The 24849-nt window shown below is 57.5% G+C and carries 25 protein-coding genes; 15 read left to right on the plus strand and 10 right to left on the minus strand.

Features of this window, described 5'->3' with window-relative positions; genetic code table 11:
• The first annotated feature begins 137 nt into the window (after positions 1 to 137).
• The gene (locus ACZ439_RS15370; RefSeq protein ID WP_054797669.1) at positions 138 to 1457 is read left to right on the plus strand and encodes a deoxyguanosinetriphosphate triphosphohydrolase family protein; all 1320 of its coding nucleotides are present in this window, start codon (positions 138 to 140) and stop codon (positions 1455 to 1457) included.
• 85 nt (positions 1458 to 1542) lie between these two features.
• The gene (locus ACZ439_RS15375; RefSeq protein WP_181410074.1) at positions 1543 to 2514 is read left to right on the plus strand and encodes a protein-glutamine gamma-glutamyltransferase; all 972 of its coding nucleotides are present in this window, start codon (positions 1543 to 1545) and stop codon (positions 2512 to 2514) included.
• Between the two features lie 89 nt (positions 2515 to 2603).
• Here the strand turns inward: ACZ439_RS15375 and ACZ439_RS15380 are convergent, their stop codons facing one another.
• A complete protein-coding gene (locus ACZ439_RS15380) occupies positions 2604 to 3305 on the minus strand; it encodes a DUF1361 domain-containing protein (protein WP_464619875.1) in 702 nt (233 codons plus the stop codon).
• A 179-nt stretch (positions 3306 to 3484) separates the two neighbouring features.
• Here ACZ439_RS15380 and ACZ439_RS15385 point away from each other — a divergent pair, with 179 nt between their 5' ends.
• The 3 genes from ACZ439_RS15385 to ACZ439_RS15395 all read left to right on the plus strand — a co-directional run bounded on the left by ACZ439_RS15385 (position 3485) and on the right by ACZ439_RS15395 (position 6227).
• On the plus strand, positions 3485 to 4702 hold the full coding sequence (locus ACZ439_RS15385; RefSeq protein ID WP_054800032.1) for an MGDG synthase family glycosyltransferase: 1218 nt from the start codon (positions 3485 to 3487) through the stop codon (positions 4700 to 4702).
• Positions 4703 to 5178: 476 nt separating this feature from the next.
• Entirely contained in the window at positions 5179 to 5433 is a 255-nt protein-coding gene (locus ACZ439_RS15390) for an ATP-binding protein (protein WP_054797675.1), read from the plus strand.
• 179 nt (positions 5434 to 5612) lie between these two features.
• Positions 5613 to 6227, plus strand: a complete 615-nt coding sequence (locus ACZ439_RS15395) for a nitroreductase family protein (RefSeq protein ID WP_054797681.1) — start codon at positions 5613 to 5615, stop codon at positions 6225 to 6227.
• 79 nt (positions 6228 to 6306) lie between these two features.
• Here ACZ439_RS15395 and ACZ439_RS15400 read toward each other — a convergent pair whose 3' ends face one another.
• Positions 6307 to 6756 (minus strand): DnaJ family domain-containing protein, encoded by a 450-nt coding sequence (locus ACZ439_RS15400; RefSeq protein ID WP_054800031.1) that lies wholly within the window; start codon positions 6754 to 6756, stop codon positions 6307 to 6309.
• Between the two features lie 218 nt (positions 6757 to 6974).
• On the opposite strand from ACZ439_RS15400, the gene ACZ439_RS15405 reads away from it, so the two are divergent.
• The 4 genes from ACZ439_RS15405 to ACZ439_RS15420 all read left to right on the plus strand — a co-directional run bounded on the left by ACZ439_RS15405 (position 6975) and on the right by ACZ439_RS15420 (position 9448).
• A complete protein-coding gene (locus ACZ439_RS15405; RefSeq protein ID WP_127608594.1) occupies positions 6975 to 7445 on the plus strand; it encodes a cytochrome c biogenesis protein CcdC in 471 nt (156 codons plus the stop codon).
• A 99-nt stretch (positions 7446 to 7544) separates the two neighbouring features.
• Entirely contained in the window at positions 7545 to 7802 is a 258-nt protein-coding gene (locus ACZ439_RS15410; RefSeq protein WP_054797677.1) for a hypothetical protein, read from the plus strand.
• A gap of 86 nt (positions 7803 to 7888) precedes the next feature.
• Positions 7889 to 8575: a YidC/Oxa1 family membrane protein insertase gene (locus ACZ439_RS15415; protein WP_054797678.1), complete on the plus strand. Its 687-nt coding sequence runs from the start codon at positions 7889 to 7891 to the stop codon at positions 8573 to 8575.
• Positions 8576 to 8773: 198 nt separating this feature from the next.
• Positions 8774 to 9448 carry a hypothetical protein gene (locus ACZ439_RS15420; RefSeq protein WP_054797679.1) on the plus strand — a complete coding sequence of 225 codons (675 nt, stop codon included), beginning with the start codon at positions 8774 to 8776 and terminating at the stop codon, positions 9446 to 9448.
• A gap of 172 nt (positions 9449 to 9620) precedes the next feature.
• Here ACZ439_RS15420 and ACZ439_RS15425 read toward each other — a convergent pair whose 3' ends face one another.
• From ACZ439_RS15425 to ACZ439_RS15435, 3 genes are all read right to left on the minus strand, one after another.
• Positions 9621 to 9998 carry a hypothetical protein gene (locus ACZ439_RS15425; protein WP_464619876.1) on the minus strand — a complete coding sequence of 126 codons (378 nt, stop codon included), beginning with the start codon at positions 9996 to 9998 and terminating at the stop codon, positions 9621 to 9623.
• Between the two features lie 531 nt (positions 9999 to 10529).
• Complete coding sequence (locus ACZ439_RS15430) at positions 10530 to 10733, minus strand: hypothetical protein (protein ID WP_054798370.1); 204 nt, start codon at positions 10731 to 10733, stop codon at positions 10530 to 10532.
• Positions 10734 to 10816: 83 nt separating this feature from the next.
• The gene (locus tag ACZ439_RS15435; RefSeq protein WP_054798371.1) at positions 10817 to 11371 is read right to left on the minus strand and encodes a small multi-drug export protein; all 555 of its coding nucleotides are present in this window, start codon (positions 11369 to 11371) and stop codon (positions 10817 to 10819) included.
• 215 nt (positions 11372 to 11586) lie between these two features.
• Here ACZ439_RS15435 and ACZ439_RS15440 point away from each other — a divergent pair, with 215 nt between their 5' ends.
• The 3 genes from ACZ439_RS15440 to rnhA all read left to right on the plus strand — a co-directional run bounded on the left by ACZ439_RS15440 (position 11587) and on the right by rnhA (position 14991).
• Complete coding sequence (locus tag ACZ439_RS15440) at positions 11587 to 12438, plus strand: glycosyltransferase family 2 protein (protein WP_054798372.1); 852 nt, start codon at positions 11587 to 11589, stop codon at positions 12436 to 12438.
• A gap of 65 nt (positions 12439 to 12503) precedes the next feature.
• Complete coding sequence (gene recQ, locus ACZ439_RS15445) at positions 12504 to 14282, plus strand: DNA helicase RecQ (RefSeq protein ID WP_127610436.1); 1779 nt, start codon at positions 12504 to 12506, stop codon at positions 14280 to 14282.
• A 43-nt stretch (positions 14283 to 14325) separates the two neighbouring features.
• Positions 14326 to 14991, plus strand: coding sequence for a ribonuclease H (rnhA, locus tag ACZ439_RS15450; RefSeq protein WP_054798373.1), 666 nt, complete (start codon positions 14326 to 14328; stop codon positions 14989 to 14991).
• 328 nt (positions 14992 to 15319) lie between these two features.
• Here the strand turns inward: rnhA and ACZ439_RS15455 are convergent, their stop codons facing one another.
• Positions 15320 to 16111, minus strand: coding sequence for an AraC family transcriptional regulator (locus ACZ439_RS15455; protein ID WP_054798374.1), 792 nt, complete (start codon positions 16109 to 16111; stop codon positions 15320 to 15322).
• A gap of 181 nt (positions 16112 to 16292) precedes the next feature.
• Between ACZ439_RS15455 and pyk the strand changes: the two genes are divergently transcribed.
• On the plus strand, positions 16293 to 17711 hold the full coding sequence (gene pyk / locus ACZ439_RS15460) for a pyruvate kinase (RefSeq protein ID WP_054800360.1): 1419 nt from the start codon (positions 16293 to 16295) through the stop codon (positions 17709 to 17711).
• A 179-nt stretch (positions 17712 to 17890) separates the two neighbouring features.
• Here pyk and ACZ439_RS15465 read toward each other — a convergent pair whose 3' ends face one another.
• Positions 17891 to 18163, minus strand: a complete 273-nt coding sequence (locus ACZ439_RS15465) for a hypothetical protein (RefSeq protein ID WP_054798376.1) — start codon at positions 18161 to 18163, stop codon at positions 17891 to 17893.
• Positions 18164 to 18328: 165 nt separating this feature from the next.
• Between ACZ439_RS15465 and ACZ439_RS15470 the strand changes: the two genes are divergently transcribed.
• Both ACZ439_RS15470 and ACZ439_RS15475 read left to right on the plus strand, forming a co-directional pair.
• Positions 18329 to 19072, plus strand: coding sequence for a DUF554 domain-containing protein (locus tag ACZ439_RS15470; RefSeq protein WP_054798377.1), 744 nt, complete (start codon positions 18329 to 18331; stop codon positions 19070 to 19072).
• 257 nt (positions 19073 to 19329) lie between these two features.
• Positions 19330 to 19611, plus strand: a complete 282-nt coding sequence (locus ACZ439_RS15475) for an ATP-binding cassette domain-containing protein (RefSeq protein ID WP_054800361.1) — start codon at positions 19330 to 19332, stop codon at positions 19609 to 19611.
• Positions 19612 to 19682: 71 nt separating this feature from the next.
• Here the strand turns inward: ACZ439_RS15475 and ACZ439_RS15480 are convergent, their stop codons facing one another.
• From ACZ439_RS15480 to ACZ439_RS15490, 3 genes are all read right to left on the minus strand, one after another.
• The gene (locus ACZ439_RS15480) at positions 19683 to 20330 is read right to left on the minus strand and encodes a thiamine diphosphokinase (protein ID WP_127610426.1); all 648 of its coding nucleotides are present in this window, start codon (positions 20328 to 20330) and stop codon (positions 19683 to 19685) included.
• 216 nt (positions 20331 to 20546) lie between these two features.
• A complete protein-coding gene (locus ACZ439_RS15485; protein ID WP_464619877.1) occupies positions 20547 to 22505 on the minus strand; it encodes an S-layer homology domain-containing protein in 1959 nt (652 codons plus the stop codon).
• 15 nt (positions 22506 to 22520) lie between these two features.
• A complete protein-coding gene (locus tag ACZ439_RS15490; protein ID WP_464619878.1) occupies positions 22521 to 24674 on the minus strand; it encodes a stalk domain-containing protein in 2154 nt (717 codons plus the stop codon).
• Between the last annotated feature and the right edge of the window lie 175 nt (positions 24675 to 24849).

Genomic DNA, 24849 nt, shown 5'->3' on the forward strand with positions numbered 1-24849 from the left:
GGACAGCCGCCTTCCCGCCGGGGCGGGTCCGTCCTTTCTCTCCATGGTGCAAATGTGATACAATTTGCAAAAATCGGTCCGGTTCCAGACGAAGAGAATATCGGGAGCGAATCGGCAGGCAACTTGGGGGGAAGACCATGGATTTGCGTAAGTTCCGACTGGATGAACCGGCTCAGGGCACGTTTAGCGAAGAACGGGATGAATATGAGCGAGATTATGCGCGGCTGATCCAATCGCCGGCTTTTCGCCGGCTGCAGGGAAAGTCTCAAGTGTTCGGCGCCGGAACGGGAGACTATTACCGGACGCGGCTGACGCATTCGATCGAAGTTTCGCAAATTGCGCGGGAGACCGCGCGGCGCATGAACAAGCAGTATCCGTTCCTGGAGCGGAAGGAGCATCCGGGTTTGATTTTGGACCCGGCGGTCGTAGAATGCGCTTCGCTGGCCCATGATTTGGGTCATCCGCCGTTCGGGCATAAGGGTGAAGAGGTGCTCAACCATCTGCTCAAGGAGTCTTATGGGCTCGCTTACGAGGGGAACGCGCAAAACTACCGCATCCTGATGTTTCTGGAGAAGCGGGCGGGCAGCGGCAGCGGTCTGGATTTGACGGCGGCCGTGCTGCTCGGCATCAACAAATATCCGTACAGCCTCGAAGAACCCGGCCGTCTGAAGGGCGTGTACGGGATGGAATGGACGGACGGTATTCGCTATATTCGCGACCGCTGGAACATGCCTGTCGGCTGCTCGACGCTGGAGGCGCAGCTGATGGATTTGTGCGACGATATCGCCTACTCGACGCATGACATCGAAGATGGGATTCGCGCCGGTAAAATCCAGATGAACCGCACGTTCTTCGAGGACGACCGGTTGGTCGAGCATTTGGTCCAGGAGATTGTGAACGACCGGGGCAACTATGAGGTCGGCTGGGATCAGGTGGACATTCCGGACATGGTGAAACGGGTCTTGACCGACTATTTGGCCCAGTGGGAGACGATCTACGCGGCCTGCGACCGCGAAGCGTCGCGCACCCGGCGGGAGATGAAGGCGCGGTGGGTCAGCACGTTCGTCGGCAAGGTGGGGATCATCGACGATCCGGTCAAAGGCTGGAAGAAAGTGACGTTCGTGCATGAAGGCAGGCAGGATCTGGAACTCCACCGCACGATGGAGATTCTGAAGAAGCTGGCTTGGGTTACCCTGATTAAGGACTTCCGGGTACAGCGGCTGCAGAAGCGCAGCGAAATCATGATTCGCAGGCTGTGGGACAGCTTCATCGTTCCGGAGAACGGCCGGTTGATTTTGCCTCCGGACTGGTTGGAAAACTATGAGCGACACCAATCGAATTGGTCGTGGCCCCGGCTCGTCGCCGATTATATATCCGGCATGACGGATGCATACGCCGAGAAGGTGTACGCAGAGCTGTTCGCCAGCAAGTCGGGGTCCATCTACGAGATGGATTAATTCGGGGGCGTGAGGCCTTTTCGCCGCCTCTTCCGCATAGAATGTACAAGATGCATTCGCCGTAAGGGCGGAGGGGGGGATGGTGTTGATTTACATTCAGGGAGAACCGATATCGCCGTTTCATATCGTGTCGAGTGAGTTGGAGCAGAGTATTCTTCAGCAGAAGCAGCTGAGCCGGACGCCGTATTATTATGCGTCGTTCGAAGAGCTCCGCTTTGAGCTGCACGTGCGCGCAGCGATCGTGCATGCAGCGCTTATGCTGGGGGAAAGCGGAGCCGCGTTCGATACGTTTGAGAATTCGCGCTGCAACGAACGTTTCTGGACCCTTGATATGAAAGGCGGTTTTAGGTTGAAGCCTACGGTTCATCCGTCGGATGCGATCGAAGATATTTATATTCACGGTCACTTCTACGCATTCGAGTGTGCGATGGGGATCGTAGTCGTGCTGTACAAGGCGGTGCTCGATATTATCGGTCGGGAGCAGTTCGATCGATTTTTCGACCGCCTTTATCTATATTCATGGCATCACGATGCGGACTTGAAGCTGATCACGGTGCACGCCGAGGGGGAAGGGATTCCCGGGGACGTTCAGTATTTCAAGAATCCCGAGGTAGATCCCGAGTCGATGCAGTGGCAAGGCGTGAACGTCATCGTGATGCCGGGCGGCAGATACTTCGGGCATGGAACCGGCGTATCCAGTGCGTGGTTTATCATCCGCCTGCTCAACCGTTACCGGATTCCGGGAGCGCAGATCAGTGCTTATCTGATGGACGAAACGACGTTCCCCAATTTTAAATATTTGCACCAGCTGGCGAACGGTAACGCAGCCGGCTTAAGGGAACCGTTGTCAGCTGGACCGGGCACCATCATGGGGCCCGGGGGCTTGGCGCCGCCGGACGGTGGCGCAGGCGCTGGCTTCGGCGCTGCCAGAATCGGTCAGGGCTTTGGCGGCGAGGCCGCAATGGGCATGGGGCCAGCCTCGGACGGGGCCGGCACATTCACGCATACGTATCGGCTGGAAGCCCGGATTGGTTCGCGGACGCATTTATACGGATAAGCGGCGGGGCGGGCGAAGCTTGCTCCCGGATTCGAAGCGGGAAGCGTCCGCCTTTTTCCTCCGCGAGTACGAAGAGGCCGCGCGGGCCTTCACAACCGTGAACTTGCGTGCTTCGCGCTGCTCATCAGAAGGTAAACCATGGCGTACACCGCGAAGATGAACAAGCCGAACATACCGCAAAACAACAGCGCCTCCGGATGGAGGCTGTCGACCACGGACCGCCCGATCGAAGCGGGGTTCGTGAGCAAGTCCCAACAGTTCAACCGGTATTCGCGTCCCAGCAAGATGCCGTAAGCGCTCAAGAACGAGACGAGCGCGGCGCAAACCCAGGAGACCTGCGATGATGTCCGAACCCGAAGGATCGCGTGCCATTGGTGCATCGAAACGGCGCCCAGCAGCAGGCCGTTCCAAGCGAACAGCATGATGACCATAAAGTCGTTCCAATAGGAAAAACCGAGGCCGAGATGGCCTTCCGCTGTGTAATTGCTTTTCAAAATGGTTAAATGAATCATATCGGTTACGATATAAGGAGCATTTGGCAAAAACAGTATCCACACGATGCCGATAACGGTCAAGGCGAGCCGAGGGACGGATGTGGACCGCTCGTGCAGGATGGCGGCGACCGACGACAATACATAAGGAATCCAGGCCAAAAATAAGTTCCAGATCAAGAAATCGTAATACGTGTTCTGATTGAATAGGCGGAGCAGCGCGTACACGACGACGCAGACGACAGACAGCAGCGCCAAGCCCGCAAATCGTTTGCCGGATGCGAGTAGTTTCATTCTCATCGAATTCCTTTCCGTGTAGAAGTGACCTAAGCATACCATACCCGGAAACAGAGATACCAGAATTTACCTTCAAGATGCCAGGACGTGAAATATCTGGTATTGTAGGGGTAAGAACTTTTAACCTGTAGTCAGTGAAAGTCAGTGAATCCAAACAATGGGAACATGCAGGAGGCGTAACCATGTATACGAAAAATCAGCTTCCAGCTCCGGTACGCGCGTTAATTTTGGCAGGCGACCTGGGCGACGGACACCGGCAAGCCGCCCGTGCGCTGGCGCAAGGCTGCGGCAGGCCCGATTCTCCCGTGCAGGCCGAGGTTATCGATTATATGCAAGAGATCTACGCCCTCCTGCACCCAGTCATTCGATACTGCTTCTTGAAAGGTGTAGAGAAGGCTCCTTCGCTCTATGGCTACTTTTATCGCAAGTCCCGCATGAACGAAGAGATGTCGCTGTTCTCCAAATCGTTCTTGAAGCTGGGAATGTCTAAGCTTCTTGGGCTGCTGCGCGACCGTAAGCCGGATGTGGTGATCTGCACGTTCCCGCTGGCGTCGGCCGCCGTGTCGCTGCTAAAGGCGCAAGGACTTTCGTCCGTACCGCTCGTGACGGTAATTACGGACTATGCCGACCACGCGTTATGGGTGCAGCCGCATACCGACCTGTATTTGGTCGGCTCGGAGCATGTGGCCCAGGCGCTGTATCGCCGCGGCATTTCCAGCTCTTGCGTCAGCGTGACGGGCATTCCGATTCGGAAGAGCTTCTTCGAGCCCGGAGATAGGGAGACGTTCCGGCGGCAGCTCGGTCTGGACCCGCTCAAGCCGGTCGTCTTGGTCATGGGCGGCGGCTGCGGGCTGATGGGCAAGGATATGCGCGCCTTGCTGCGTTCGGAGGCGCTGCGGCTGCGGGCTCAGCTTGTGTTCGTCTGCGGCAGCAACGCGGCTGCCAAGCAGTCGCTCGAGGAGGAACTGGCGCTCAAGCCGACGCCCTCCGTTCGGATCGTGGGTTTCGTAGAGGATATTCACCGCTGGATGGGAGCGGCGGATATGCTGCTGACGAAGCCGGGCGGTTTGACGACGTCCGAGGCGGTGGCGATGAAGCTGCCGATGCTGCTGTATAAGCCCATTCCCGGCCAAGAGGAAGAAAATGCGGCGGTGCTTGAGGGGGCTGGCGTTGCGATTCGCGCGTCCAAGGAGCGTAAGCTGCTCGATCAGGTGCTCGAGCTTATCGATTCGCCCGGGCTGCTTGCGACCATGCGCCAGCAGGCGGAACGGTTTCGCTGCGAGCAGCCGACGCAGCGGGCGTGGGATGCGATGTTCCGGCTGCAGGCGGGACCGTATGAGGGCTCGCCCGCTTGGCCGGCGGTGGCATCCGTGCGGGAGTCTGTCAAGGAAGCTTGGTAGCCGTGCGGGCGTGAAGCGGTTAGGTCCCGCGCGGCGGACCCTGGAAGAAGGAGCCGATGGAAGTTCAGAAGGCCTGAATGTTGTTTCATCAACATCGGCGTGCTGATTACATTGGCGTTTCTGTTGAAACTGGACTATACATACATATTCCGCCGGTTCCGCGGGTTTGAACGTATTTCAGCAAGAGGGAGGTCTGCCGCTTTGGCAGGCTTGTTTGTATTTGGCGGCTGGTTTCACCGTCATCAAGTCCTTCCGCAAAAAATTGCCGATAACCCTGCTGGTAGTCAATTTGATTAACGCGATTCATCTTTCGATCTTCGGGTCGCTTTTCGATTTGGACATACACGACTAAGACATTCCCGTTCACCTTGCCGCTTGGCATCGTGTTGAGAAGACGCCCCTAACAGCATCATTCTGCTGTCGCAGCTGATCAGGGAACAGCACGAAGGACGTCTGAACGCAGAGGAGCTGCAATATTGGGCCGAAGAGGATCGGCCGGAACCGGATCGGAGGTGGATCGCTTTCCAGGTCCGGGAGTTGGCATTGCCGAGGGCAAGCAGCGGTTAATCTTCGAGGCGTTCCGCCAAGCGGACGGCTCCATCAGCCGGAAATACAGCGGCACCGGGCTCGGGCAGTCCATCAGCTTGGAGCTGGCGAAGCTGCTCGGCGGATACTTGTCCGTATTCAGCCGGGAGGGGCAAGGCAGTACGTTCATGCTATACTTGCCCTGATCAGCCTAGTGGAGCAACCCATGACTTCGTTTGAAGGCATGGGTTTTTTATGTCTTTTTACCAAGATATAAGGGGAGATGTAATATATATTAACTTTACTAAAGTAAGATGATGATGATAATATAGTTAAATAGATAAATATCAAAGGAGTGGATTCAGATATGAGTCAGCAAGTGGAAGTGAATACGGAAAACCGATTCTCCGCCGAGCAGTTTTTGACCTCGCGACGTTCGGTGCGTCAATACCGGAAAGGGTTGGTGCTGTCCGACGCCGAGCTGAACGAAATTCTGGAGCTCGCTTCGCGCGCTCCGTCATCGTGGAACTTACAGCACTGGCGTTACCTCGTAGTGCGCGAGCAAGCCAATAAAGAGAAGCTGCTGAAAATCGCGTTCGGTCAACAACAAGTGGCTGATGCCGCGGCTGTTATTATCGTGTTAGGCGATCTGGAAGCGAATAAGGTGACCTCGAAGGTGTACGAGAAAGCGGCGCCGGAAATTCGCGATTTGATGGTGAAGCAAGTCGACGGCGCTTATGCGAACAATCCGGGATTGGCCAGAGACGAGGCGATTCGCAACGCTTCGTTGGCCGCCATGCAGCTGATGCTGGCTGCCAAAGCGAAAGGGTATGATACGGTGCCAATGGGCGGATACAATAAGGATGCCCTAATCTCCGAATTCCAAATTCCCGACCGTTATGTGCCGGTTGTCATGATTCCGATCGGGAAAGCCGAGAAGGAAGGCCGGGCAACGGATCGATTGCCGCTCGAGCATCAAGTTATTCACGAGCGTTTCTAACTCTCCCCGTATCCCGACGAAAAAGCGAAGCCCCGCCGGCTCGCGTGGTTCGATATCCGAATCACGCGGCCGGTGGGGCTTATTTGACGTACCATCGCTGATACTGCTCCCTAACGTTATGCCGGCTAATCAGATGGCGGTGCAGCGAGCGGCTGGGAGCAAGCGCGTTCAACTCGATAATCTGCTTGTTCAGCTCGGACAAAAGCGCATCGATTTCCGGAGTCGCCGGGGTTTTATCCAAGAGCTGGATCACTTTAGCCATATTCGAACCGATTTCCTTCCTCAGCATGATCCACGGTGGATCTACATTCGCATTGCGCAGAATCGTATCCAGAACGTCGTCGGTAGGAACGACAAGAGGCTTCCCTATTCCCGCGAGGCGCTCCAAGCCCCCGTTCTGAACGAATTGCTCGTATGCGTCGTTGGCCCAGCCTTCCTTCTGCCGCTCGATCGAATCCATGGCGTCGCGGTTCTCGAGCACGTCTCTCGGCTGCCGTGCGGAGCGCGCTGCGTGTTCCTCTTTGTCCATGTCCATACCTCCCGTCCCTTGGTATCTCTAGCGTAATGATACCTGGGCTCCGGGTCAAGTGACAGGTTTTCAAACAACCTGCGGAACGGCGGAACTGGAATCGGGCAAGGGAGGGAGATCTTGGGAGAGTCGTCGCCTATTCATTTTTGTGCTAAAATATTAGATGGTAAAGCAATGATCCGTGACGGTATATTTACTTGGCGAAGAGGAGGCTCACGATGGAGCTGAATACGGTGTTTATTATGGTGATTGCAGCCGGGCTCATTCTATGGCGAAGAATGCGCGCAACCTCCCGTCCGGTTAAGGGCAAAGGCTATCGCTTGCTGCTGCCGCTTCTCTTCTTGGCGCTAGGCCTTACAGGGCTTCTGAATCCGGAGCTGCACCTTACCGTGAAGGAAGTCGTGCTATCGCTGCTGTGCGGGGCCGTTTTGTCCATTCCCATGATTCTAACCACGAACTACGAAAGGCGGGAGGACGGACTCATCTATCCGAAAAAAAGCGCCGCTTTCGTTGTTGCCCTCATCGGCTTGATCGCGCTCCGCTTGGGTTTGCGAAGCTATTTGTCCGGACTTGACCCGACGGAGCTGGCGATGCTGTTCTATTTAATCGCGGTTGCTTATGTCGTGCCTTGGCGGGTCGCCAGTTTTGTGAAGTTCCGCAAGCTGTATGCCCTGCGGCAAGCGGAATAGCGCCTTACGTGGGGCTGGAGGCAGGGACGGTCACCGTGTGAAACCTGAATCCGGCTTGCACGTAAATTCATGTTGCATATAAGAAAGGGGGGATGAACGATGGAATGGTCTATAGATCTTTCGGTGCTCATGCTGGTTCTCGGCTTGTCCGCGCTGCTCGTGCTGCCGCGTCCGGAATTGGCCCAAGTCCGGTTGCCTTACGGCTTGGTACAGCCGGTCGATTGTGCGCTTGTGCTGAAGTCGCATAACCGCTCGTTGAAAAGTTTGCGTACCGTATTCGTTCGTCGCAAAAGACCGCCCCGTTCCTCCGAATGCTCGGACTCTCCGTGCTCCCGGTCTGAATCGGTTAACGATTGACACGTTGAGCCTGTACGTCTCAGGACGGCCGGACAACGTTATTCCGTGCACCCTGAGGGTGCCGATTCATAGGGAGCGATGGGCTTATGTATACTTGGTTTCAACCGATCATCGCCGTGCTTGCACAGGCGTTATCTTATTTGCACACGTTTACTCACGATTGGGGAGTATCCATCATATTGCTGACGCTGGTTGTCAAAATGGCGCTGTTCCGTTTCAATCTCACCGCGGCACGTCAGCATATCCGCACGGCGGCCATGGGTCCGCATTTGAAAAAGCTGCAGCAAACGCATGCCGCCAACCCGAACCGGCTCATGCAGGAGTCCGGCAAGCTTTACCGCGAGCATGGCGTCAACCCGTTTGCGCAGATGGGCGGTGTCCTGCTGCAGCTCCCGGTTTTAAGCGCGATGTACGGATTGTTCCTGACGCACGGAAGCGCGATGAGTTCGCTGCTTGTTCCATGGGTGTCCCATTTGGCACTGGCGGACCCGCTGCACGTCCTGCCCGTCCTTACCGGTCTGATGACGTTCGTGGTCAGCCTGATTCCTTTGACGGAGACGGCCGGTCCTGCGCCGGGCAGCGGGAAACGCGCGATGCTCGGAATCGTGCTCATGCTGATTCCGCTGCTGGTAACGTGGAGAGCGCCGATCGCCCTCGGCCTGTACTGGATGGCCGGCTCTGCCTTCGGCTTGCTGGAGCGGCTGCTGTACCGCACGGCCTTCGGCAAGCGGCTACTGCATAAAGGGACGCCCGAGCCGGCTCAGGCGTCGTAACCCCCGCCCTGAACCGATGAGCGGCCGGGCTTGTACGGCATCGCTCATCGGTTCTAACGGGCAACCCGCCTTGGCGGCTTTTAACGGCTTGTTTGTGATTCCCTTCGCCGAGGGCATGCTAGGATGGGGACGCAGCCCCGACGGCGTTGACGAAGGGGACGCAAACAGGTAAGCTGTAGCTAAAAAGGAGGGATCGCCTTGGATTACCATCGCATTACAAATATCGCCGACCCGTATTTTCGGCAAATGCACGAACTGATGCAAACCGTGTTTCCACCGGAGGAAGTGCTGGCCTACGATCTGTGGGCGGAGCCGCTGCAGGATCCCGGAATCCGCGTGTTTGTAGCCATCTTGGACGGTCAGGTCGTCGGAGCGACCGAGTACCGCTACTATGCCGACATGCAGGTGGCGATGACGGACTTTACGATTATCGGTCGCGACGGTCTTGGCATCGGGCCGTTCTTGGCGCGCCGCCGGATGGCCGATCTTCGTCAGGTGGCAGCCGAGGCCGGAGGGAAGCTGAAGGGGATGTTCGCCGAAATTTATAACCCGGCGTTGTCCGAAGGGCTGGAGTTCGGCGGCGTGAAATCGATGAATGCTTACGTGCGCCGTGAAGTGCTGGCACATCTCGGCTACCTGAAGCTGGATCTCGATTATGTGCACCCTTCTTGGCAAATTGACGGCGAAGCCGTACACGGCCTGGACTTGTGCTTTATGCCGATCGACGACGCGGACGCGGATGCAGTTCCGGCTTCGCTGGTGGCCACGTTCCTGGAAACGTACTACGCAGTCTTGACCGAGAAGCCGGACGCTTGGTACCGTATGGTAAAAGGCCTGCACGAGCGCGACTCCGTTCGCTTGCTGCCGATCTAGAAGGGCGCTGCCCAAAGAAATGGAAATAGCGGAACAGGGGTATCTTATTTACGTCGAATCCGTGCTTGTAGCACGGCATTTCGAGGAATAAGGCATCCCTGTTCCGCTATTTTTGTACGGTTGCGGCGAAATGCCGAAATAGCGAATCGCTGTTCCGCTATTTCGGCGTCGGTCAAAGCTGCTCGCCTTGGCGCAGCGCGGCATCGGCTTGCTCAAGCTCGTCGAGCGCTTTCTCCAAGCCGTAGTTCAGAAGCAGCGTGCGGAACCCTTTGCCGTGGTTCGCCGCGAGCTTGGCGAGCCGCTCTTTGAGATCCTTGCGGATATATACGCTATCCTTCTCGTGCGTTTCGTTGCGTTTCTTTTTCTTCAAGCGTCTGCCTAGCAGGCGCTGCAGCCCGTCGTCCTTGCCCAAGGCCTGCGTACCCGCACCGGATTCATCAGCCGGCGAAGACGACGCGCTTACATTAGCGGGTGCCGCGTCGTTTGCCGGCTCCGCCGCCGGCAGGACCGCTTCCGCTTCGGTCTGCGCTTCGCTTGCGACCGGCGGCATAACCGCCGCTTCCTTGGTCAGCGCAGCGGTCTCCGGCGCACCGGCATCGGCCGACGGCGTCTCCGGTGCCTGAGCAGCCGCGTTCGCGGCCGGCTTGCGCGGTGAGGCCGCGCGGGTTCCGCGCCCCGGCGCACCGGCATCGGCCGACGGTGACTCCGGTGCCTGAGCAGCCGTGTCCGCGGCCGGCTTGCGTGGTGAGGCCGCGCGGGTTCTGCGCCTCGGCGCCCCGGCAACGGCCGACGGCGACTCCGGCGCCTGAGCAGCCGTGTCCGCGGCCGGCTTGCGCGGTGAGGCCGCGCGGGTTCTGCGCCTCGGCTCGCCGACATCGACAGACGGCGACTCCGGCGCCTGAGCAGCCGTGTCCGCAGCCGTGGCTTCGGTCTCCTGAGGCGCGTCGGAACTAACGGGCAGTTCTTTTCTTCTTCGCGGCATGGGCAAGAGCCTCCTTGGTTCATCGATAGTAAGCCTATTTTATCATAGTGCCCTTGCCGGAATATAGTGTCAGTCTGCGTCCTCCGGGACATGGAAGCTCTATTCGCCGGAATTGCCGCCGGCCAGTTCCCGTTTCGCCTTATGCAGCGCTTCGATCACCGTATCGAGCTCTTTCGGCGTCCAGTGCAGCGTCACGTAACGGGGACGGTATCCGCCGCTGCTCGTTTCCAGCATGACCGAGCTCTTCTCATGGTCCACGACAAGCGTCAATTGCTCCGATTCAAAAATCGTCTTCCAAGCCATAACTACCATCCTCCCGGCTGTATGCTACATATGACAGATTCCGTACGGTCGCAAAATTATCCTGCATCTCATTTAAATTTAACCTAGGATTTCGGTTGAAACCAACCGATGAACTCCAGCCCGTAGACCGAGCCGACGGCGAGCAGAACCGTCCATAACGCAAGGCTGACGGTCATCCACAGCAGGACCCAGCGCGGAGAAGAGCCGAAGGTAAGCGCGAGCAAGGCGGCGATATCCGTACCGACGATGGCGGGAGCGGTCAAAGCGAGCCCCGGAATCCCGTACCGTTCCCAGATGCGTTTGGCGCGGCGGTGTTTCTTCGATTCGGCGGTTGTACCGGCTGAAGTTGGAGTTGCGGTCTCCGCTGCCGTGCCGCCTGATTGCGCGGCGGCCAAAGCGGCTTTGCGCGCTCGGCGTTTCGTTCGCCAAGCCGTGAATTGACGGAAAAACAAGGCGATCAGCAGCACGGGGATCCAATTGCCGACGAAGCCGGTGACCGCTACAGCTGTCGGATTCAACCCCCAGGCAATGCCTAGCGGCACGACCAGGAATACTTCCAGCCAGGGCGCGGCTGCAAGCAGGAACAGGGCGGCGTACTGCCAGGCCGTTCCCCATTCCGGCGCATTCATTTCTAACATGTTTTATTCCTCCTCAAACTTGCCTGTGTTTCTTTTTCTACGCGGCTAACGGACGAAGGTTCCAGGAGGAGGACGCGGAACGGGAGTAGGTTCGTCGCAGGGAAAACGGTGCCCGCAAGGGAAAGCAGCGTACGGGAAGATGTTCGGTTTTCCTTTTGCCTATTTTTCGGTATAGTGAACGTAGGATGTTTTTCTGGAAAGGCAGGGGAGCCGCTATGGAGCAACAGCCGCTCGTATCGGTCGTTACGCCGACCTACAATCGGCCGGGGACGCTCAGCGAACTGCTGGAATCGTTGAGCAGGCAAACGTATAAACGGCTGCAAATCATTGTGGTGAACGACGCCGGGGATCCGATTGAGGAAGCGGTCGGTCTCTACCCCGAGCTCGATGTCACAATTGTGAATATGGAGAGCAACGGGAAGCATGTCGCAGCCCGGAACCGGGGGTTGTCTGAAGTCCGGGGGGCGTACATTTTGTTGTGCGACGATGACGATTTGCTGCTGCCGACGCACGTGGAGCGGATGGTGCGGGAGATCGAAGATTGCGATCTGGTTTATTCGGACGTGGAAATTTTCGACTATGTGGAGGAAGAGGGCGTCCGCCGGGCGACGAGCCGCTTTGTGTTTGCGTATGAGCATGATTTGGAGGCAATGCGCCGATGCTCGACATTCGTTTCTTCCGGCTGTCTGTATCGGCGCGAGCTGCACGACAGGCTCGGTCCGTTCGACGAGGGGGTCTATAATTACTGGGATTGGGATTTCATCTTGCGGGCATCGGCTCATTATCGGGTGAAAAGGGTGCCGGTCGCAAGCGTGCTGTATGCCTTCGGGCAAAGCGGCGGCAATATGTCGCGGGACGCCGGGTCCGATTCACGGCGCGATTATTTGAACAAGCTGTCGGTCAAGCACGGCCTGGGCGAGCTGCCGACGGAAAATTTCTTTACGCTGCTGGATAAGCCGGAGATGAAGGCGCGGCGTGCGGCCACGGACGTCTTGTGGGACGGGGAGCCGTTCGTTTCGCGTTGGGCGAGCCTGCGGCGTAAGGGCGAGGGGGAAGTTGAGGCGTGAGTTCATGGAATCCGGGTCCGGATATGCGGGTGGAGGAAATCTCCAGCATCCCGGTGTCCCGCCGTATGGCGGAGGCACGCGAGCTGCTGCGTAAATATTACGGATATCCCGATTTTCGGGAAGGGCAAAAGGCGGTTATCGCGAGCCTGCTCGAAGGGCGCGATACGCTCGGCATTATGCCGACCGGCGGCGGAAAGTCGATCTGTTACCAAATTCCCGCCCTGATGATGAGCGGAACGACGATCGTGATATCGCCGCTCATCTCGTTGATGAAGGATCAGGTGGACGGGCTCGACAGCATTGGCGTACCGGCCGCTTATATTAACAGCTCGCTGACCTATGCGCAGGTGGAAACGCGTATCCGCAAGGCGGCGCGCGGCGAATATAAGCTGCTCTATGTCGCTCCCGAGCGGCTCGAGTCGGAGCGTTTCCTCGATTTACTCGGCGAGCTGACCATTCCGATGGTCGCGGTCGACGAGGCGCATTGCGTGTCGCAGTGGGGACATGATTTTCGCCCGAGCTATATGCGGATCAGCGAGCTGGTGGCGCATCTGCCGGGGCGTCCGCAGCTGGCGGCGTTCACGGCGACGGCAACCGATCAGGTGCGTGAGGACATCGTCCGGCACCTGAAGCTGGAAGCGCCGGGGGTGTTCGTCACCGGCTTCGCCCGCGAGAACTTGTCGTTCACCGTGGTGAAGGGCGAGAACAAGCGCGACGTGCTGACCGGGTACATTCGCGCTCATGCGGGAGAAGCGGGGATCGTGTACGCGGCGACGCGCAAGGAAGTCGACCAGCTGTGCGAGTTTTTGAAAAAGCAGGGCGTGGCGGCCGGGAAATATCATGCGGGGATGACCGATAAAGAGCGCGCGGAGGCGCAGGAGCAATTTCTCTACGACGAAGTGCGCGTCATGTGCGCAAGCAATGCGTTCGGAATGGGTATCGACAAGTCGAATGTGCGGTATGTCATTCATTTCAATATGCCGAAAAACATGGAGGCTTATTACCAGGAGGCGGGCCGCGCCGGACGGGACGGGGAGCCGAGCGATTGCTTGCTGCTGTTCAGCCCGCAGGACATTCTGATCCAGAAGTTTCTGATCGAGCAGTCGGTTGCGAGTCCCGAGAGGCAGGCCCAGGAGTACCGCAGGCTGCAGCAGATGGCGGACTATTGCCATACGCCGCAATGTCTGCAGCGGTACATCGTCCGCTATTTCGGCGGGGAGCTGGAGCAGGATTGCGGACAGTGCAGCAACTGCTCAAGTCCAGATATGGAGATGACGGACATTACGCTGGAAGCGCAGCAGATTTTCTCCTGCGTACGGCGGATGCGGGAACGGTTCGGGGTGACGCTGGTCGCTTCGGTGCTCAAAGGGTCGAGGAACAAAAAGGTGCTCGATTTCGGCTTCGACGAGCTGAGCACTTATGGGTTGATGAAGCAGCGGACGGAGAAGGAAATCGTCGACCTGATCCAGCTGCTTGTCGCCGAAGGGTATTTGCAGCTGGCCGAAGGAAAGTTCCCGACCGTCAAGCTGTCGTCCAAGGCGGGCGCCGTACTGGCCGGGACGGAACGCGTCGTGCAGCGCATTCGGGTGAAACCTGCGGCGGCTGTCGTCCAGGACGCGGAGACGGAGCTGTTCGACGAGCTGCGCAAGCTGCGCTCGGAGATCGCGAAACGCGAGGGGATTCCGCCCTACATCGTTTTCCCGGACAGCACGCTGCGCGAGATGTGCGGCGTGAAGCCGACGAATCCGGCGGCCATGCTGAAGATCAAGGGCGTCGGCGAGGCGAAATTTTTCAAGTATGGGGCGTATTTTATCGAATTTTTCAAGCGGCATCTGGGGCAGTAGCGGGTAGGCCAAGGAGCGATCAGAATAGGAGGACGGTTGCAGGGTGGCGAAATCGAAATTTTATGTCGTCTGGGAAGGCAAGCAGCCCGGCGTTTACAAGACGTGGGCGGAATGCCAGGCGCAGACGAACGGATATCCGCAAGCGAAGTTCAAGTCTTACGAGAGCGAGGAAGAAGCGCGCAAGATGTTCGTAGCCGGCTGGAAGAAGGCGTTCAGCACGGCGGCGAAAGCGGCTTCGTCTGCAGGAGGCAAGGGCGGCGGCCGGGCATCCGGAGACGCAGTGGGAGCTGACGACGTCGGCGTGCCCGACCTCGACAGCCTGTCGGTCGACGTCGGCTGCAGCGGCAACCCCGGCATTGTGGAGTACAAAGGCGTATACACGCGCACAGGGGAGATCGTGTTTCAACACCCGCCGATCTCGAAAGGCACCAATAATATGGGCGAGTTTCTCGCGATTGTGCACGGGCTCGCCCATTTGAAGAAAATCGGCAGCGCGATGACGATCTACAGCGACTCGATGACGGCGATCAGTTGGGTGCGCAAGAAGGCGGCTGCCTCCACGCTGCCGCGCGACGCGTCGACCCGGGAAATTTGGGAGCTGGTTGACCGTGCGGAAGCTTGGCTGCGCAACAATACGTATTCGAATCCGATTGTGAAGTGGAATACGAAGGCGTGGGGCGAGATTAAGGCGGACTACGGGCGGAAGTAATGAGTTTAGGCTGACTCCAGCGCTCGCAAATCAAGCCCAATAGCGGAACGAGGGTGCTTTATTTTGCGCTTGCGAGCCTAGTTAGAAAAATAGCGGAACCACGAGGTCTTATTTGTCTCTTTCCAGGGCGATCGCCGGGAAAGGGGGAATAGCGCATCGGTGTTCCGCTATTTGTTTTGTCTGCGCGAGAAGCTGGTAACGAAAGTGAATCGTTGTACCAGCGCGCGCTATTGCGCTCGCACTGTCTCAGTCAGCCATCCATCCGAGTCGCTTGCCCAGACTGCTGCAGCCAGCCAACCGAGTCGCGAGCCTCGGCTGCCGCCTGCGATTATTGCAGCGGTTCCACGCGCTCTTTCATATACACCGACGGCGAGGCGCCGGTCAACCGACGGAACGTGCGGTGGAAATACGACGTGTCGCAGTAACCTAAGTAGTCGGCGATATCGCCGACGGTCAGCTGTGAATGGCGCAGCATGTAGATCGCCGTCTTGATGCGCATCGCGTGCACGTAATCGCTGATGGTTTGCCCCGTTGTCAGGCGGAATAGGGTGGCTGCATAGTTGGGACTCTTGCCGATGGCGGCGGCGAGCTCGTCTTTGGTCACCTTTTCGCGGTAATGGTTCTTGATGTAAGCTTTCATCGCTTCGGCCTGGCGATGCTTGACGGAGGAACGCGGTCCGTGATCCCATTCGCGGTTGAGACGGGTCAGCATTTCGAGCAGCAGCGCGTGGCCCATCGCTTCGCGGTAAGGGAACTGCTCTGTCCACTCCTCCCACATCGTCTGGATACGGCCGAGCAGCAGGTCGGCTTGTGTCGAACGCAGGTGCAAGGGATGGGTGACCGCGGTGATCGGCAGCGCCAAACCGGTTTCAGTCGAGACGGCGAACGTTATGACGTACTTCTCGTGAGATAACGACGGGATGCTTTTACCGTAAAAGCTTGTTCCCGCCGGGATCAGGAGCACATCGCCTTTCTCCAGCAGCACCTTCTCGCCTTCAAGCCAATACACACACTTGCCGTAACCGACCAGAATAAAGGACCATAAGGCGTTTTCTTGTCCGCTTTCTTCAAACCAGGGCATCGTGCCGGCGTGGCGGGAGACCGATTTTACGCTTAACATGGGACGAACCTCCGTCTAATTGTGAATCGTGAGCCGCTTTTTTCCCCATGTGGAAGGTGCACGACTACACGCAAAAAGATGATACTATAATACACTTAGCGTACTATAATTCATAGTCACTTTCGAATGAGAGGGGTACAATGGCATCGACAATGTGAGCTTGATGCGGAGGGTATGAACGATGCCGAAGACAAAAATTGTATGTACGATGGGACCTGCCTGTGATCATGTCCCGATGTTGAAGCAAATGATTGAGGCGGGGATGAACGTAGCCCGCTTGAATATGGCGCACGGCGATTTGGACGAGCAGCGGGGGCGCATCGCGAAGGTGCGCCAGGCCGAACGGGAAACCGGGAAGCCGGTGGCGATTTTGTTGGATATTAAAGGTCCGGAAATTCGCATAGGCAAATTAAAGGACAGCTCTTATATGCTGGAAACGGGCGGGCGCTTGACGCTGACGACCGAGCCCATCGAAGGCGACGCACGGCGGATCGCGGTGAATTATGCCGAGCTGACGAAGGATGTAGGTCCGGGCTCGCGCATTTTGCTTGATGACGGGCTGATCGAGTTGAACGTGGAGTCGGTCGAAGGGACCGAGATTCATACCCGGATTATGAACGGGGGCGTCATCAAACCGCGCAAGGGCGTAAATTTGCCGGGGACGCATACGTCGCTGCCGGGGGTAACGGATCGGGACATCGAGCATATTCGCTTCGGTGTGGAGGAGGGCGTGGACATTATCGCCGCCTCCTTCGTGCGGAAGGCCGAGGATGTGTTGGAAATTCGCCGTTTGCTGGAGGAGCAGGGAGCGGGGCATATTCAGATCATCTCGAAGATCGAGAACGAAGAAGGCGTCGATGAATTGGATGCCATTCTCGCGGTCTCGGACGGGTTGATGGTGGCGCGCGGGGATCTCGGTGTCGAGGTGCCGGTGGAGGACGTGCCTCATATCCAGAAGATGATGATTCAAAAATGCAATATCGCCGGCAAGCCCGTCATCACCGCGACTCATATGCTGGACTCGATGCAGTCCAATCCCCGTCCGACGCGGGCGGAAGCGAGCGACGTCGCCAACGCCGTGCTTGACGGCACCGATGCGATCATGCTGTCCGGGGAGACGGCGGCCGGGAAATATCCGCTGGAATCGGTGCGGACGATGGCGTCGATCGCGCAGCGGATGGAAGCGTCGATCGATTATCGCGAGCAGTTCATCAAGCGGACGGCGCTCCATAGGACGGACGTGACAGAAGTGATCAGCCAAGCGGTCGTCAGCTCGTCGCTGGAGCTGGACGCAAAGGCGATCATCACGCCGACGGAAAGCGGCTTTACCGCGCGGATGGTATCGAAGTACCGCCCGAAGGCGCCGATCGTCGCCGTAGCGCCCAACGAGCAAATCCTGCGCCGGCTCAGCTTGGTATGGGGCGTGACGCCGGTGCAAGGTTATGAAGTAGCGTCGACGGACGAGATGTTCGAGTCAGCCATTCGCCACGGCAAGCAGTCGGGCGTCGTGCAGCCGGACGAGCTTGTGATCGTGTCCGCCGGCGTGCCGATCGGCAAGTCCGGATCGACGAACTTGATCAAAATCATGCACGCCGAGTAAAGCGGAATAAGGATAGCGCCGCTCCTGTGAAGGAGGGCGCTATTTTCGTGGTCGTGAAAGCACGGAGAACATCAAGTGGACGAATCGGGTTTCCCTGCAGGCGCAGCCGGCCGACAATGCCAAAACCGCCTACGGCACCATGTGCCGGGCGGTTCCTTGGCTGAGCCAGTCTATGTTGCTCACTCCGGTCTCGGCCGTTCCTTCGCTTCCTTCGTGCCGAAGTCCAGATGCATGCGCTTTTCCGTGTTGGCCTTGTTGTCCTTGTACATTTCGTTCTCCTGGCTTTCCAGCGCAAGGCTGGTCAGTTTCCATTCCGTCTGGCCGTTCACTGGATCATATGGAAACTCGTCGCCGCGCTTTAACGTTTCCTCGCGTCCCCATTCGTTCTCATAGATGCCGTCGGTCTCCACTTCTTCGCCCGAAACGGGCTCCATTCTTTTGTCTTCCGCCATAATTGCCAAAACCCTCCTTATACCTGATTCGGTCGTTAGTATACCCCCGCCCGCAAGGAAGTATGTCCATAGGAGACGGTCTTAACCCGAGGCTATTGTGCCCGGGCCCGAGCCGAGGTATGATGGTTCCATTCTTAAACTTAGAAGGGATTGTGCGGACGGGATATGGCTTTATGGGGGACGATAGTGAACGCGGCGGCGATAGTCGCAGGCAGCTTGCTGGGCATCGGAATAGGCCGGATGAGCGAAAGCGTGAAGCAGACGCTGATGCACGGCATCGGACTGGCGCTGGTGGTGCTTGGCTTGTCGATGGCACTGAAATCGGACAATTTTCTGCTGATCGTGATCAGTCTGACGATCGGCGGGTTAATCGGCGAAGGGCTGCGTCTGGAGCATAGGCTGCAGCAACTTGGCCAGGCGCTGGAGCGGGCGGTATACGCGGCGGAGAGCCGGCTGCCATCCCGGCGGCGGGGCGGGGAACGGCCGAAGGGGCGCCTTGCGGCCGGATTTGTGAACGCGACGCTGGTGTATGGCATCGGGGCTATGGCGATTCTCGGCTCGCTGGACAGCGGGCTGCGCGGCGACCACGTCATTTTGTACACGAAGGGGCTGATGGACGGCCTGCTGTCGGTTGTTTTCGCCTCGACGATGGGCATCGGAGTGTTGTTCTCCTCGCTGCCGATTTTCGTCTACCAAGGATCGATCGCGCTCGGCGCATCATGGATAGCATCGCTGCTGGATAAGGTTCTGCTGAATGAGATCATCGTGCAGTTGACCGCGGTCGGCGGCGTGCTGATTATCGGGGTCGGTATAAATTTGCTCGAGCTGCGCCGTATCCAAGTGGCCAATTTGCTGCCTGCCTTCATGGTTGCGGCGGCGGCGGTCGTAGTGCTGGGCGCGTTCCAATGAGCCGATCCTGAGCCGAGCCTGAGGCGGGAGGCGGCAACTTTTTCAAATAAAACGGTGGAGTATCAACCAAAATATGGGGTGTTTTACGCGTTTATCGATTACCTGGGGCGCTTTTTCCAGCCGGTTATCGGAATCTTAGACCCATTGATGAACGCTCAGCGCGCCGTCGTATCGGCGGAGAAGGTGTTCCATCTGCTCGATCTCGAAGGCGGCGAACCGGTGCGCGTCGAAGAGACGGACCGGCCTGCAGACACGTCGTGTTCGACAATGTCTCCTTCGCCTACAAATCGGGGGAGCCGGTGCTGAAGGGCATTTCATTCGAAGTGAGAAAGGGAGAAACCGTCGCGCTGGTCGGGCACACCGGATCGGGCAAAAGCTCGATCATGAATCTGCTGCTCGGCTTCTACGAGCCGTCGGGCGGTGAAATCCGGATCGACGGCCGCGAAATCGGCACGTTGTCCAAGCAGGCGCTGCGCAAGCATATGGGCACGGGTGCGGCGCGGCCCCGGGCGGCAGGAGCTGAACCGACGACGTCGTAGGGCAGAAGCGTACGTAACAGAAGAAGCCCCCCTTTTTGAATGTAAAGGGAGGCTTTTTTTCGTAACTACGGCTAGTCCATACTTTGAATCGCAAGCAGCAGCCCGTCGCGAAGGCGGATTGTTCCTGTTTGTTCCAGCAAGACATTGCTGATGCCTAGCGATTGCCCAATGGTGAGCGTCGCGTCAAGCAGCGGATATTGAAAGCCGTTCAGCGTAATGCCCGTCACCTCGAGACTGAGCGGCAGCAGCGAGACGTAGGTATGGCGCGTGCGGGCGAGCGTCAGCGGCATGGAGCCGTCGACGAGGTGCAGCTCGTTCGTTTCGTCGACGATGCGGCCGCGCACACCGGCTTCAAGCAGTACGCGCAGCAGGTGGATATTGGCCAGCGAATGGTCCCACCGCGATCCCAGCACGCCAAGCAGCACGACTTCGTCGGGCTTAGGGTCTTGTTGGGCGAGAACCCAGCGCAAGGCCATCTCCGTGTCCGTCCAGTCCTTCGCAATCGGGTCGCAAGCTTCAAACCGCCTGCTGCCTGTCCGGATGCGCATCAACTCCCCGGCGCTAACCGAGTCAAAGTCGCCTAGGGCCATATCCGGGCTAAACCCGCGATCTACCAGAAACAGGGCGCCCCGGTCCGCGCCGACCAGCACATCGCCTTCGCGTAATTCCGCGAGGGCCCAATCGCCGAGCTGCCCTCCGGAGCAAATGACATAACGCATTCATTTACCTCCTATATGATTTCCCCTAAAATTACGCCAAGCGTAGCGTTCTCTTCCGAATTCGTCAAGCCAAGCGTAAATCGGAGCTGTGATGAAGAGCAAGGACATTAATATCAATAATCATTAATCAGCTATAGTATAATCATTAATCTGCTAAAGTAAGGACACGCATGCCGATGAGAAAACCGCCTATGTCAGATAGGCGGTGATAGGCTGTCAGGAGGCAGCTTTGTTGATCAGGCGCAGCAGCACGACGATCGCTTCCGCACGGGTGGCGGATGCCTTCGGATGAAAAGCGCCGTCGGGAGAGCCGTTCATAAGACCGACGGCGTCTGCCAATCGAATGCTGCGGGCGGCCCATGGCGAGGCACTCGCTTCATCGCTGAACTTCGATGCTGACGGCAAAAGAATGTCGTTCAGCCTGATTTTCGTTCGGAAGCTGTACGCGCGCATCAGCATCGCCGCCATCTGCTCGCGTGTGATCGTTGCTTGCGGCGCGAAGGTGGCTTCGTCGATGCCTTCGATGAACCCGGCGGCCGCCGCTTTGCCAAGCTCGTAGCGATACCAGGCATCCCCGGGCACATCGGCGAACGAAAGGGTCCGGAGCTCCTGCAGCTCCATGGAGCGCGCCAGCAGCGCCGCGAACTCCGCACGCGTCACGGGCGCATCGGGCTCGAACTTGCCGTCGCCGACCCCGCTTGCGATGCGCTTGGTCGTCATGATCTCGATGCTGCTTTCCGCCCAATGGCCGGTCGTATCGCTGAATGACCGATCCTCGCCCATGACAGCGAAGAGGCCGAACGTATCGGAGCGGAACTCGTACCTGTTGCCGGGCTTCAGCTCGCCCCCGAGAAACTGCCAACGCTTCGAAGCTTCGTCATACCGGTAGGCCGCCAGCGAAGAAGCGTTGCGAACTTTCGCCGGATTCAGCTCCAGCGCGATATCAAGCGGATGGGATAACTGCGCCGTATAAGTACCGAACGACTCGAAGGTCAAGAGGAACGCGGCCGCCGCGTAACTGGCCGTAGGAGGCTTCTGCTCCCACTCCGTGCGACCGGATAATTCCAGCTTCCTCGAGGAGAGCCGGGCTCCGGTATCCTTCGATGCAGGGGGAACCGGACCCGGCTTAAGCACGACGTCCAGATCGTTCATGATCACATCCAGCGCTTTCCCGTTATAGCCGGCGGCTTTCCATAGATCGGGGGCCAGCTTGACCTCCAGCACGTGATGGTATTGGCCGCTAGCCGCATCGATAAAAACAAGCGGTTCATTCTTGGCCTCCAGAGCTGCTGCGTAAGGGTCCTTGACAATTTCGACTACGGCTTTGACTTGACCGTTCTGTTCCTTCAGCGTCTCCGTATTCGGCTTCGCAACCGGACTCGTGTTGTAGAAGCCGCTGTGTCCGGTTGGGGTTGATTTGACAAGGTTTTCGGCGCGTTTGATCGTGATGGTGTAAGTTTTCGAGCCGCCTGCTTGGGCGGAAACGATGACATTTAGCGTATTGGCAGTCCCGACTTCCAGAGGTGCATCGTTCGTATAAAGACCTCCGCTGGGCGTTGCCGTACCGTTAAACGATAATCGCGAGGAGGCGTCTTCCGTCCTGGCGATAGCGGTATAAAACTTAACAGGATGATCGACATACAGGGTATATTGGGTCACGCTGGGGTCGAAGGACGGATACAAGCGTCCCGTACTGAAAGATAGCGACTTTAAATTTCTTTCGCTGGAAGGAACACCTCGTATGATGTTCAGCCGATAGATCGAAATATCCCCGTCAAGAGCCGTTACGACGATCTCAAAGTAATTATTGCCGACGCTCAACGCGTTTTGGTTGCGAAATACGTTCGTGTTTTTTAACCAAAACGTATTGACCGATAAAGACGAGTTCGGGTCTCGCGGAATCACTTCCACTTCCACAAAGTCGGTTTCATAAGGCGCATGCAATAGGTAGTCATATTGCTCGGGACTAAAGGAAGGCTGCAGCGCCCCCGCACTGAACCTCAGACCGGCAAGCTTGCTGCTGTAGGTGCTTCCGCTCACGGTTGTTAATGCAGCTTCCTGCTGACTGGAAGCTGATGGAGCTCCCGAACCTGGATGTTCTTCGGCGCGGGCCCCTTCGCCATAAGCGCCTAGAAACAAAATCAACGCGAATAATACCCAGAAATGCTTTGGCAAGCCGGAAGTCCTCCTTTACTCCGTATCCTTTAATTCGTTTAAATATTGGCTTAAGGTCTTGTCTTCGCGAAATTCGCCTTGATAATAGACCGTTCCCTCGCTGTAAAGCTTGCCGAAGCCGTGTTTCAAGTCGTTTTTATAGCTTCCTTCATAGGAGAGATCTCCAAACTCGGTGTAAGCTCTACCGAAGCCGTCTTTCTTCCCGTCTTTAAAATTTCCCTGATAACGCAGCGTGCCGTGCATGTCGTAGATGCTGCCTTGTCCGTTCTTGAGATCGGCTGCGTATTTCCCGACATGCTTCATACCGTTCTCGTAGCCGGTGCCGTCGCCGCTGCGCAAGCCTTGAGCGAAGCCTCCCTCGTACACGAGGGTATTGTTCTCATACAGCTTGCCCATCCCCTCGCGCACACCCGCCATGAAATCTCCTTCATACACAAGCCAAGCCGTTCCTTGCTCCTTGTCGAGCGATTTCGGACCGCTATCGTTCTTATAATCGTGAAGCATCAGGACGGAGCCCACGCCGTCGGGGACCCCTTGTTTGAAATTCCCGTAATATTTGTAAACAGCCGTCTGCTCCGCAAGCTTGCCCGCGATATAGCGTCCTTCATACATGAGGAGCGAGGCTTGGCCTTCGAAGGAAGCTCCTGTAAACGCTTTGTCGTACGTATACGAACGTCCGATACCGCTCTTCTCGTTATGGTTCCATTCGCCGTCATAGACGAGCACGCCGTTCTCGTAACCGCGGCCCTGTCCCTGACGCAAGCCGTTTACGACTTGCCCTTCGTAGACGGGAGCTTCCTGCTCGTCGTAATATTTCCCCATCCCTGTCATCTCCCCAAGCACGAACTGACCCTCATAATACGTACGGTAGGCGTAAAGCGTCCCCCGTCCTGAAGCTGGCTGCAGCCCTCCTTGTTTGCTTAACTTACCGGTTCCGTTCGGGATTCCTTCGGTTGTGACGTCTCCGGAGTAGATCAGCTTTTGCCCCTCCATGGTTTTAACATCGTTTCGGTAGCGAACCTCCGTCATTTCCGTCGCTGGTTTTGAGGTTTTGGTCAGCTCACCCTTATCATTAGGCTCATACCAATCCAGATTTCCGATTCGGTAAGCATAGCCGCTTCCGTGTTTGCGGTCCTCGCTCCATTGGCCGACGTAAGCCAGCTTACCGTCCGGGGTATAGGATCTGCCCGTACCGGAGCGGAGGTTGTTATTCCATTGGCCGTCGTACGATTTCTTGTTGGCCTCGTCGTAGCTGACGCCATAGCCGTGTCTACGGTTTTGGCGGACTTCACCGGAATAGGTCATGGTGCCTTTGGCGTTGAAAATCTCCCCGTGTCCTTCCATCAAACCGTTTACCCATTCTCCCCGGTAGCGGATGACGGTGCGGGCATCGTAGAAGCTGCCTTGCCCTGTCTGATGCCCGTTCCGGAATTCTCCGATGTAGGAAGAGCCGTCCGGGTAATAGAAGGTGGCTTGACCGTGAGGTTTGTTCTTGACGAACCCGCCTTCGTACTGGAGGCGGCTATCGGTGTACAGCTTGCCGTAACCGTTCATTTGGTTCGTGTCGAATTCGCCCTCATACCACAGGACGCCGTCCACGAAAAGCTGGCCGAAGCCGTGCCGCAGGCCGTCTTTCGTTTCGCCTTCATAGCTAAGCCGCGTATAGCCATAGCTGAGCGTTTCTGAAATGGAGGCGGCGAGCGTCGATTTCACATATAAAGTAGCGGTGAGCGGACTCCACACGAGGTGTTGTCCGAGCGCTTCGGCAACCGGCTGTACGGGCAACCAAGTCGAGCCGTCCCGGATCAAGGAGGCATCGTCGAAGTTGAATACGTACCCGTCGATCAGCCAGGTTGTGCTGCCCGGTTTGTGGAGGACGGTTTGGCCCTCGATCGCAGCTTGAAGCGACTGTTCCTCGCTGTTCCAGGTAAGGTCATAGCCGAGTCGGGACAGAACAAGACGGGCGGGGGCGTATAAAGTGTTCCCGTGTAATCCCCCCCATAGAAAGGGCGTGTCGGCGGTCACGACGCTGCCGTTAATGACCAATTGGGGGGATGGAGCGACGGGGGCGGCGTAGGCGTTCCCGAAGTTGAAGGTAAGGCCGAAGACGTCAAGGGGTGAAATGACAACGGCGGCGGTTAACGATAGGACGGCAATCGTTTTGCGCAAGAAACTCTCTCCTTATTCTAGCAAGTCAATAGTCAGGTCGAAGGGATGTAGCACTGATTCTGCAGACATGGTTCTAAAGTCCGGCATGGGACTATTATATCAGCTATCAGCATTATAGAGTACGAAAGATTCCGGCATCGACTCTTTCCCGCGCAGCTGCAAAAATCCCCGTAAA

The organism is Paenibacillus sp. JCM 9796 (genome assembly GCF_055379675.1).

What these genes read in the sequence shown, in the direction of transcription:
- ACZ439_RS15370 (WP_054797669.1), top strand. Translation starts at nt 138, where the DNA reads ATGGATTTGCGTAAGTTCCGACTGGATGAACCGGCTCAGGGCACGTTT.
- ACZ439_RS15380 (WP_464619875.1), bottom strand. Translation starts at nt 3,305, where the DNA reads ATGAGAATGAAACTACTCGCATCCGGCAAACGATTTGCGGGCTTGGCG.
- ACZ439_RS15385 (WP_054800032.1), top strand. Translation starts at nt 3,485, where the DNA reads ATGTATACGAAAAATCAGCTTCCAGCTCCGGTACGCGCGTTAATTTTG.
- ACZ439_RS15400 (WP_054800031.1), bottom strand. Translation starts at nt 6,756, where the DNA reads ATGGACAAAGAGGAACACGCAGCGCGCTCCGCACGGCAGCCGAGAGAC.
- ACZ439_RS15405 (WP_127608594.1), top strand. Translation starts at nt 6,975, where the DNA reads ATGGAGCTGAATACGGTGTTTATTATGGTGATTGCAGCCGGGCTCATT.
- ACZ439_RS15410 (WP_054797677.1), top strand. Translation starts at nt 7,545, where the DNA reads ATGGAATGGTCTATAGATCTTTCGGTGCTCATGCTGGTTCTCGGCTTG.
- ACZ439_RS15415 (WP_054797678.1), top strand. Translation starts at nt 7,889, where the DNA reads ATGTATACTTGGTTTCAACCGATCATCGCCGTGCTTGCACAGGCGTTA.
- ACZ439_RS15425 (WP_464619876.1), bottom strand. Translation starts at nt 9,998, where the DNA reads ATGCCGCCGGTCGCAAGCGAAGCGCAGACCGAAGCGGAAGCGGTCCTG.
- ACZ439_RS15430 (WP_054798370.1), bottom strand. Translation starts at nt 10,733, where the DNA reads ATGGCTTGGAAGACGATTTTTGAATCGGAGCAATTGACGCTTGTCGTG.
- ACZ439_RS15435 (WP_054798371.1), bottom strand. Translation starts at nt 11,371, where the DNA reads ATGTTAGAAATGAATGCGCCGGAATGGGGAACGGCCTGGCAGTACGCC.
- ACZ439_RS15440 (WP_054798372.1), top strand. Translation starts at nt 11,587, where the DNA reads ATGGAGCAACAGCCGCTCGTATCGGTCGTTACGCCGACCTACAATCGG.
- recQ (WP_127610436.1), top strand. Translation starts at nt 12,504, where the DNA reads ATGGCGGAGGCACGCGAGCTGCTGCGTAAATATTACGGATATCCCGAT.
- ACZ439_RS15455 (WP_054798374.1), bottom strand. Translation starts at nt 16,111, where the DNA reads ATGTTAAGCGTAAAATCGGTCTCCCGCCACGCCGGCACGATGCCCTGG.
- pyk (WP_054800360.1), top strand. Translation starts at nt 16,293, where the DNA reads ATGCCGAAGACAAAAATTGTATGTACGATGGGACCTGCCTGTGATCAT.
- ACZ439_RS15465 (WP_054798376.1), bottom strand. Translation starts at nt 18,163, where the DNA reads ATGGCGGAAGACAAAAGAATGGAGCCCGTTTCGGGCGAAGAAGTGGAG.
- ACZ439_RS15470 (WP_054798377.1), top strand. Translation starts at nt 18,329, where the DNA reads ATGGCTTTATGGGGGACGATAGTGAACGCGGCGGCGATAGTCGCAGGC.
- ACZ439_RS15480 (WP_127610426.1), bottom strand. Translation starts at nt 20,330, where the DNA reads ATGCGTTATGTCATTTGCTCCGGAGGGCAGCTCGGCGATTGGGCCCTC.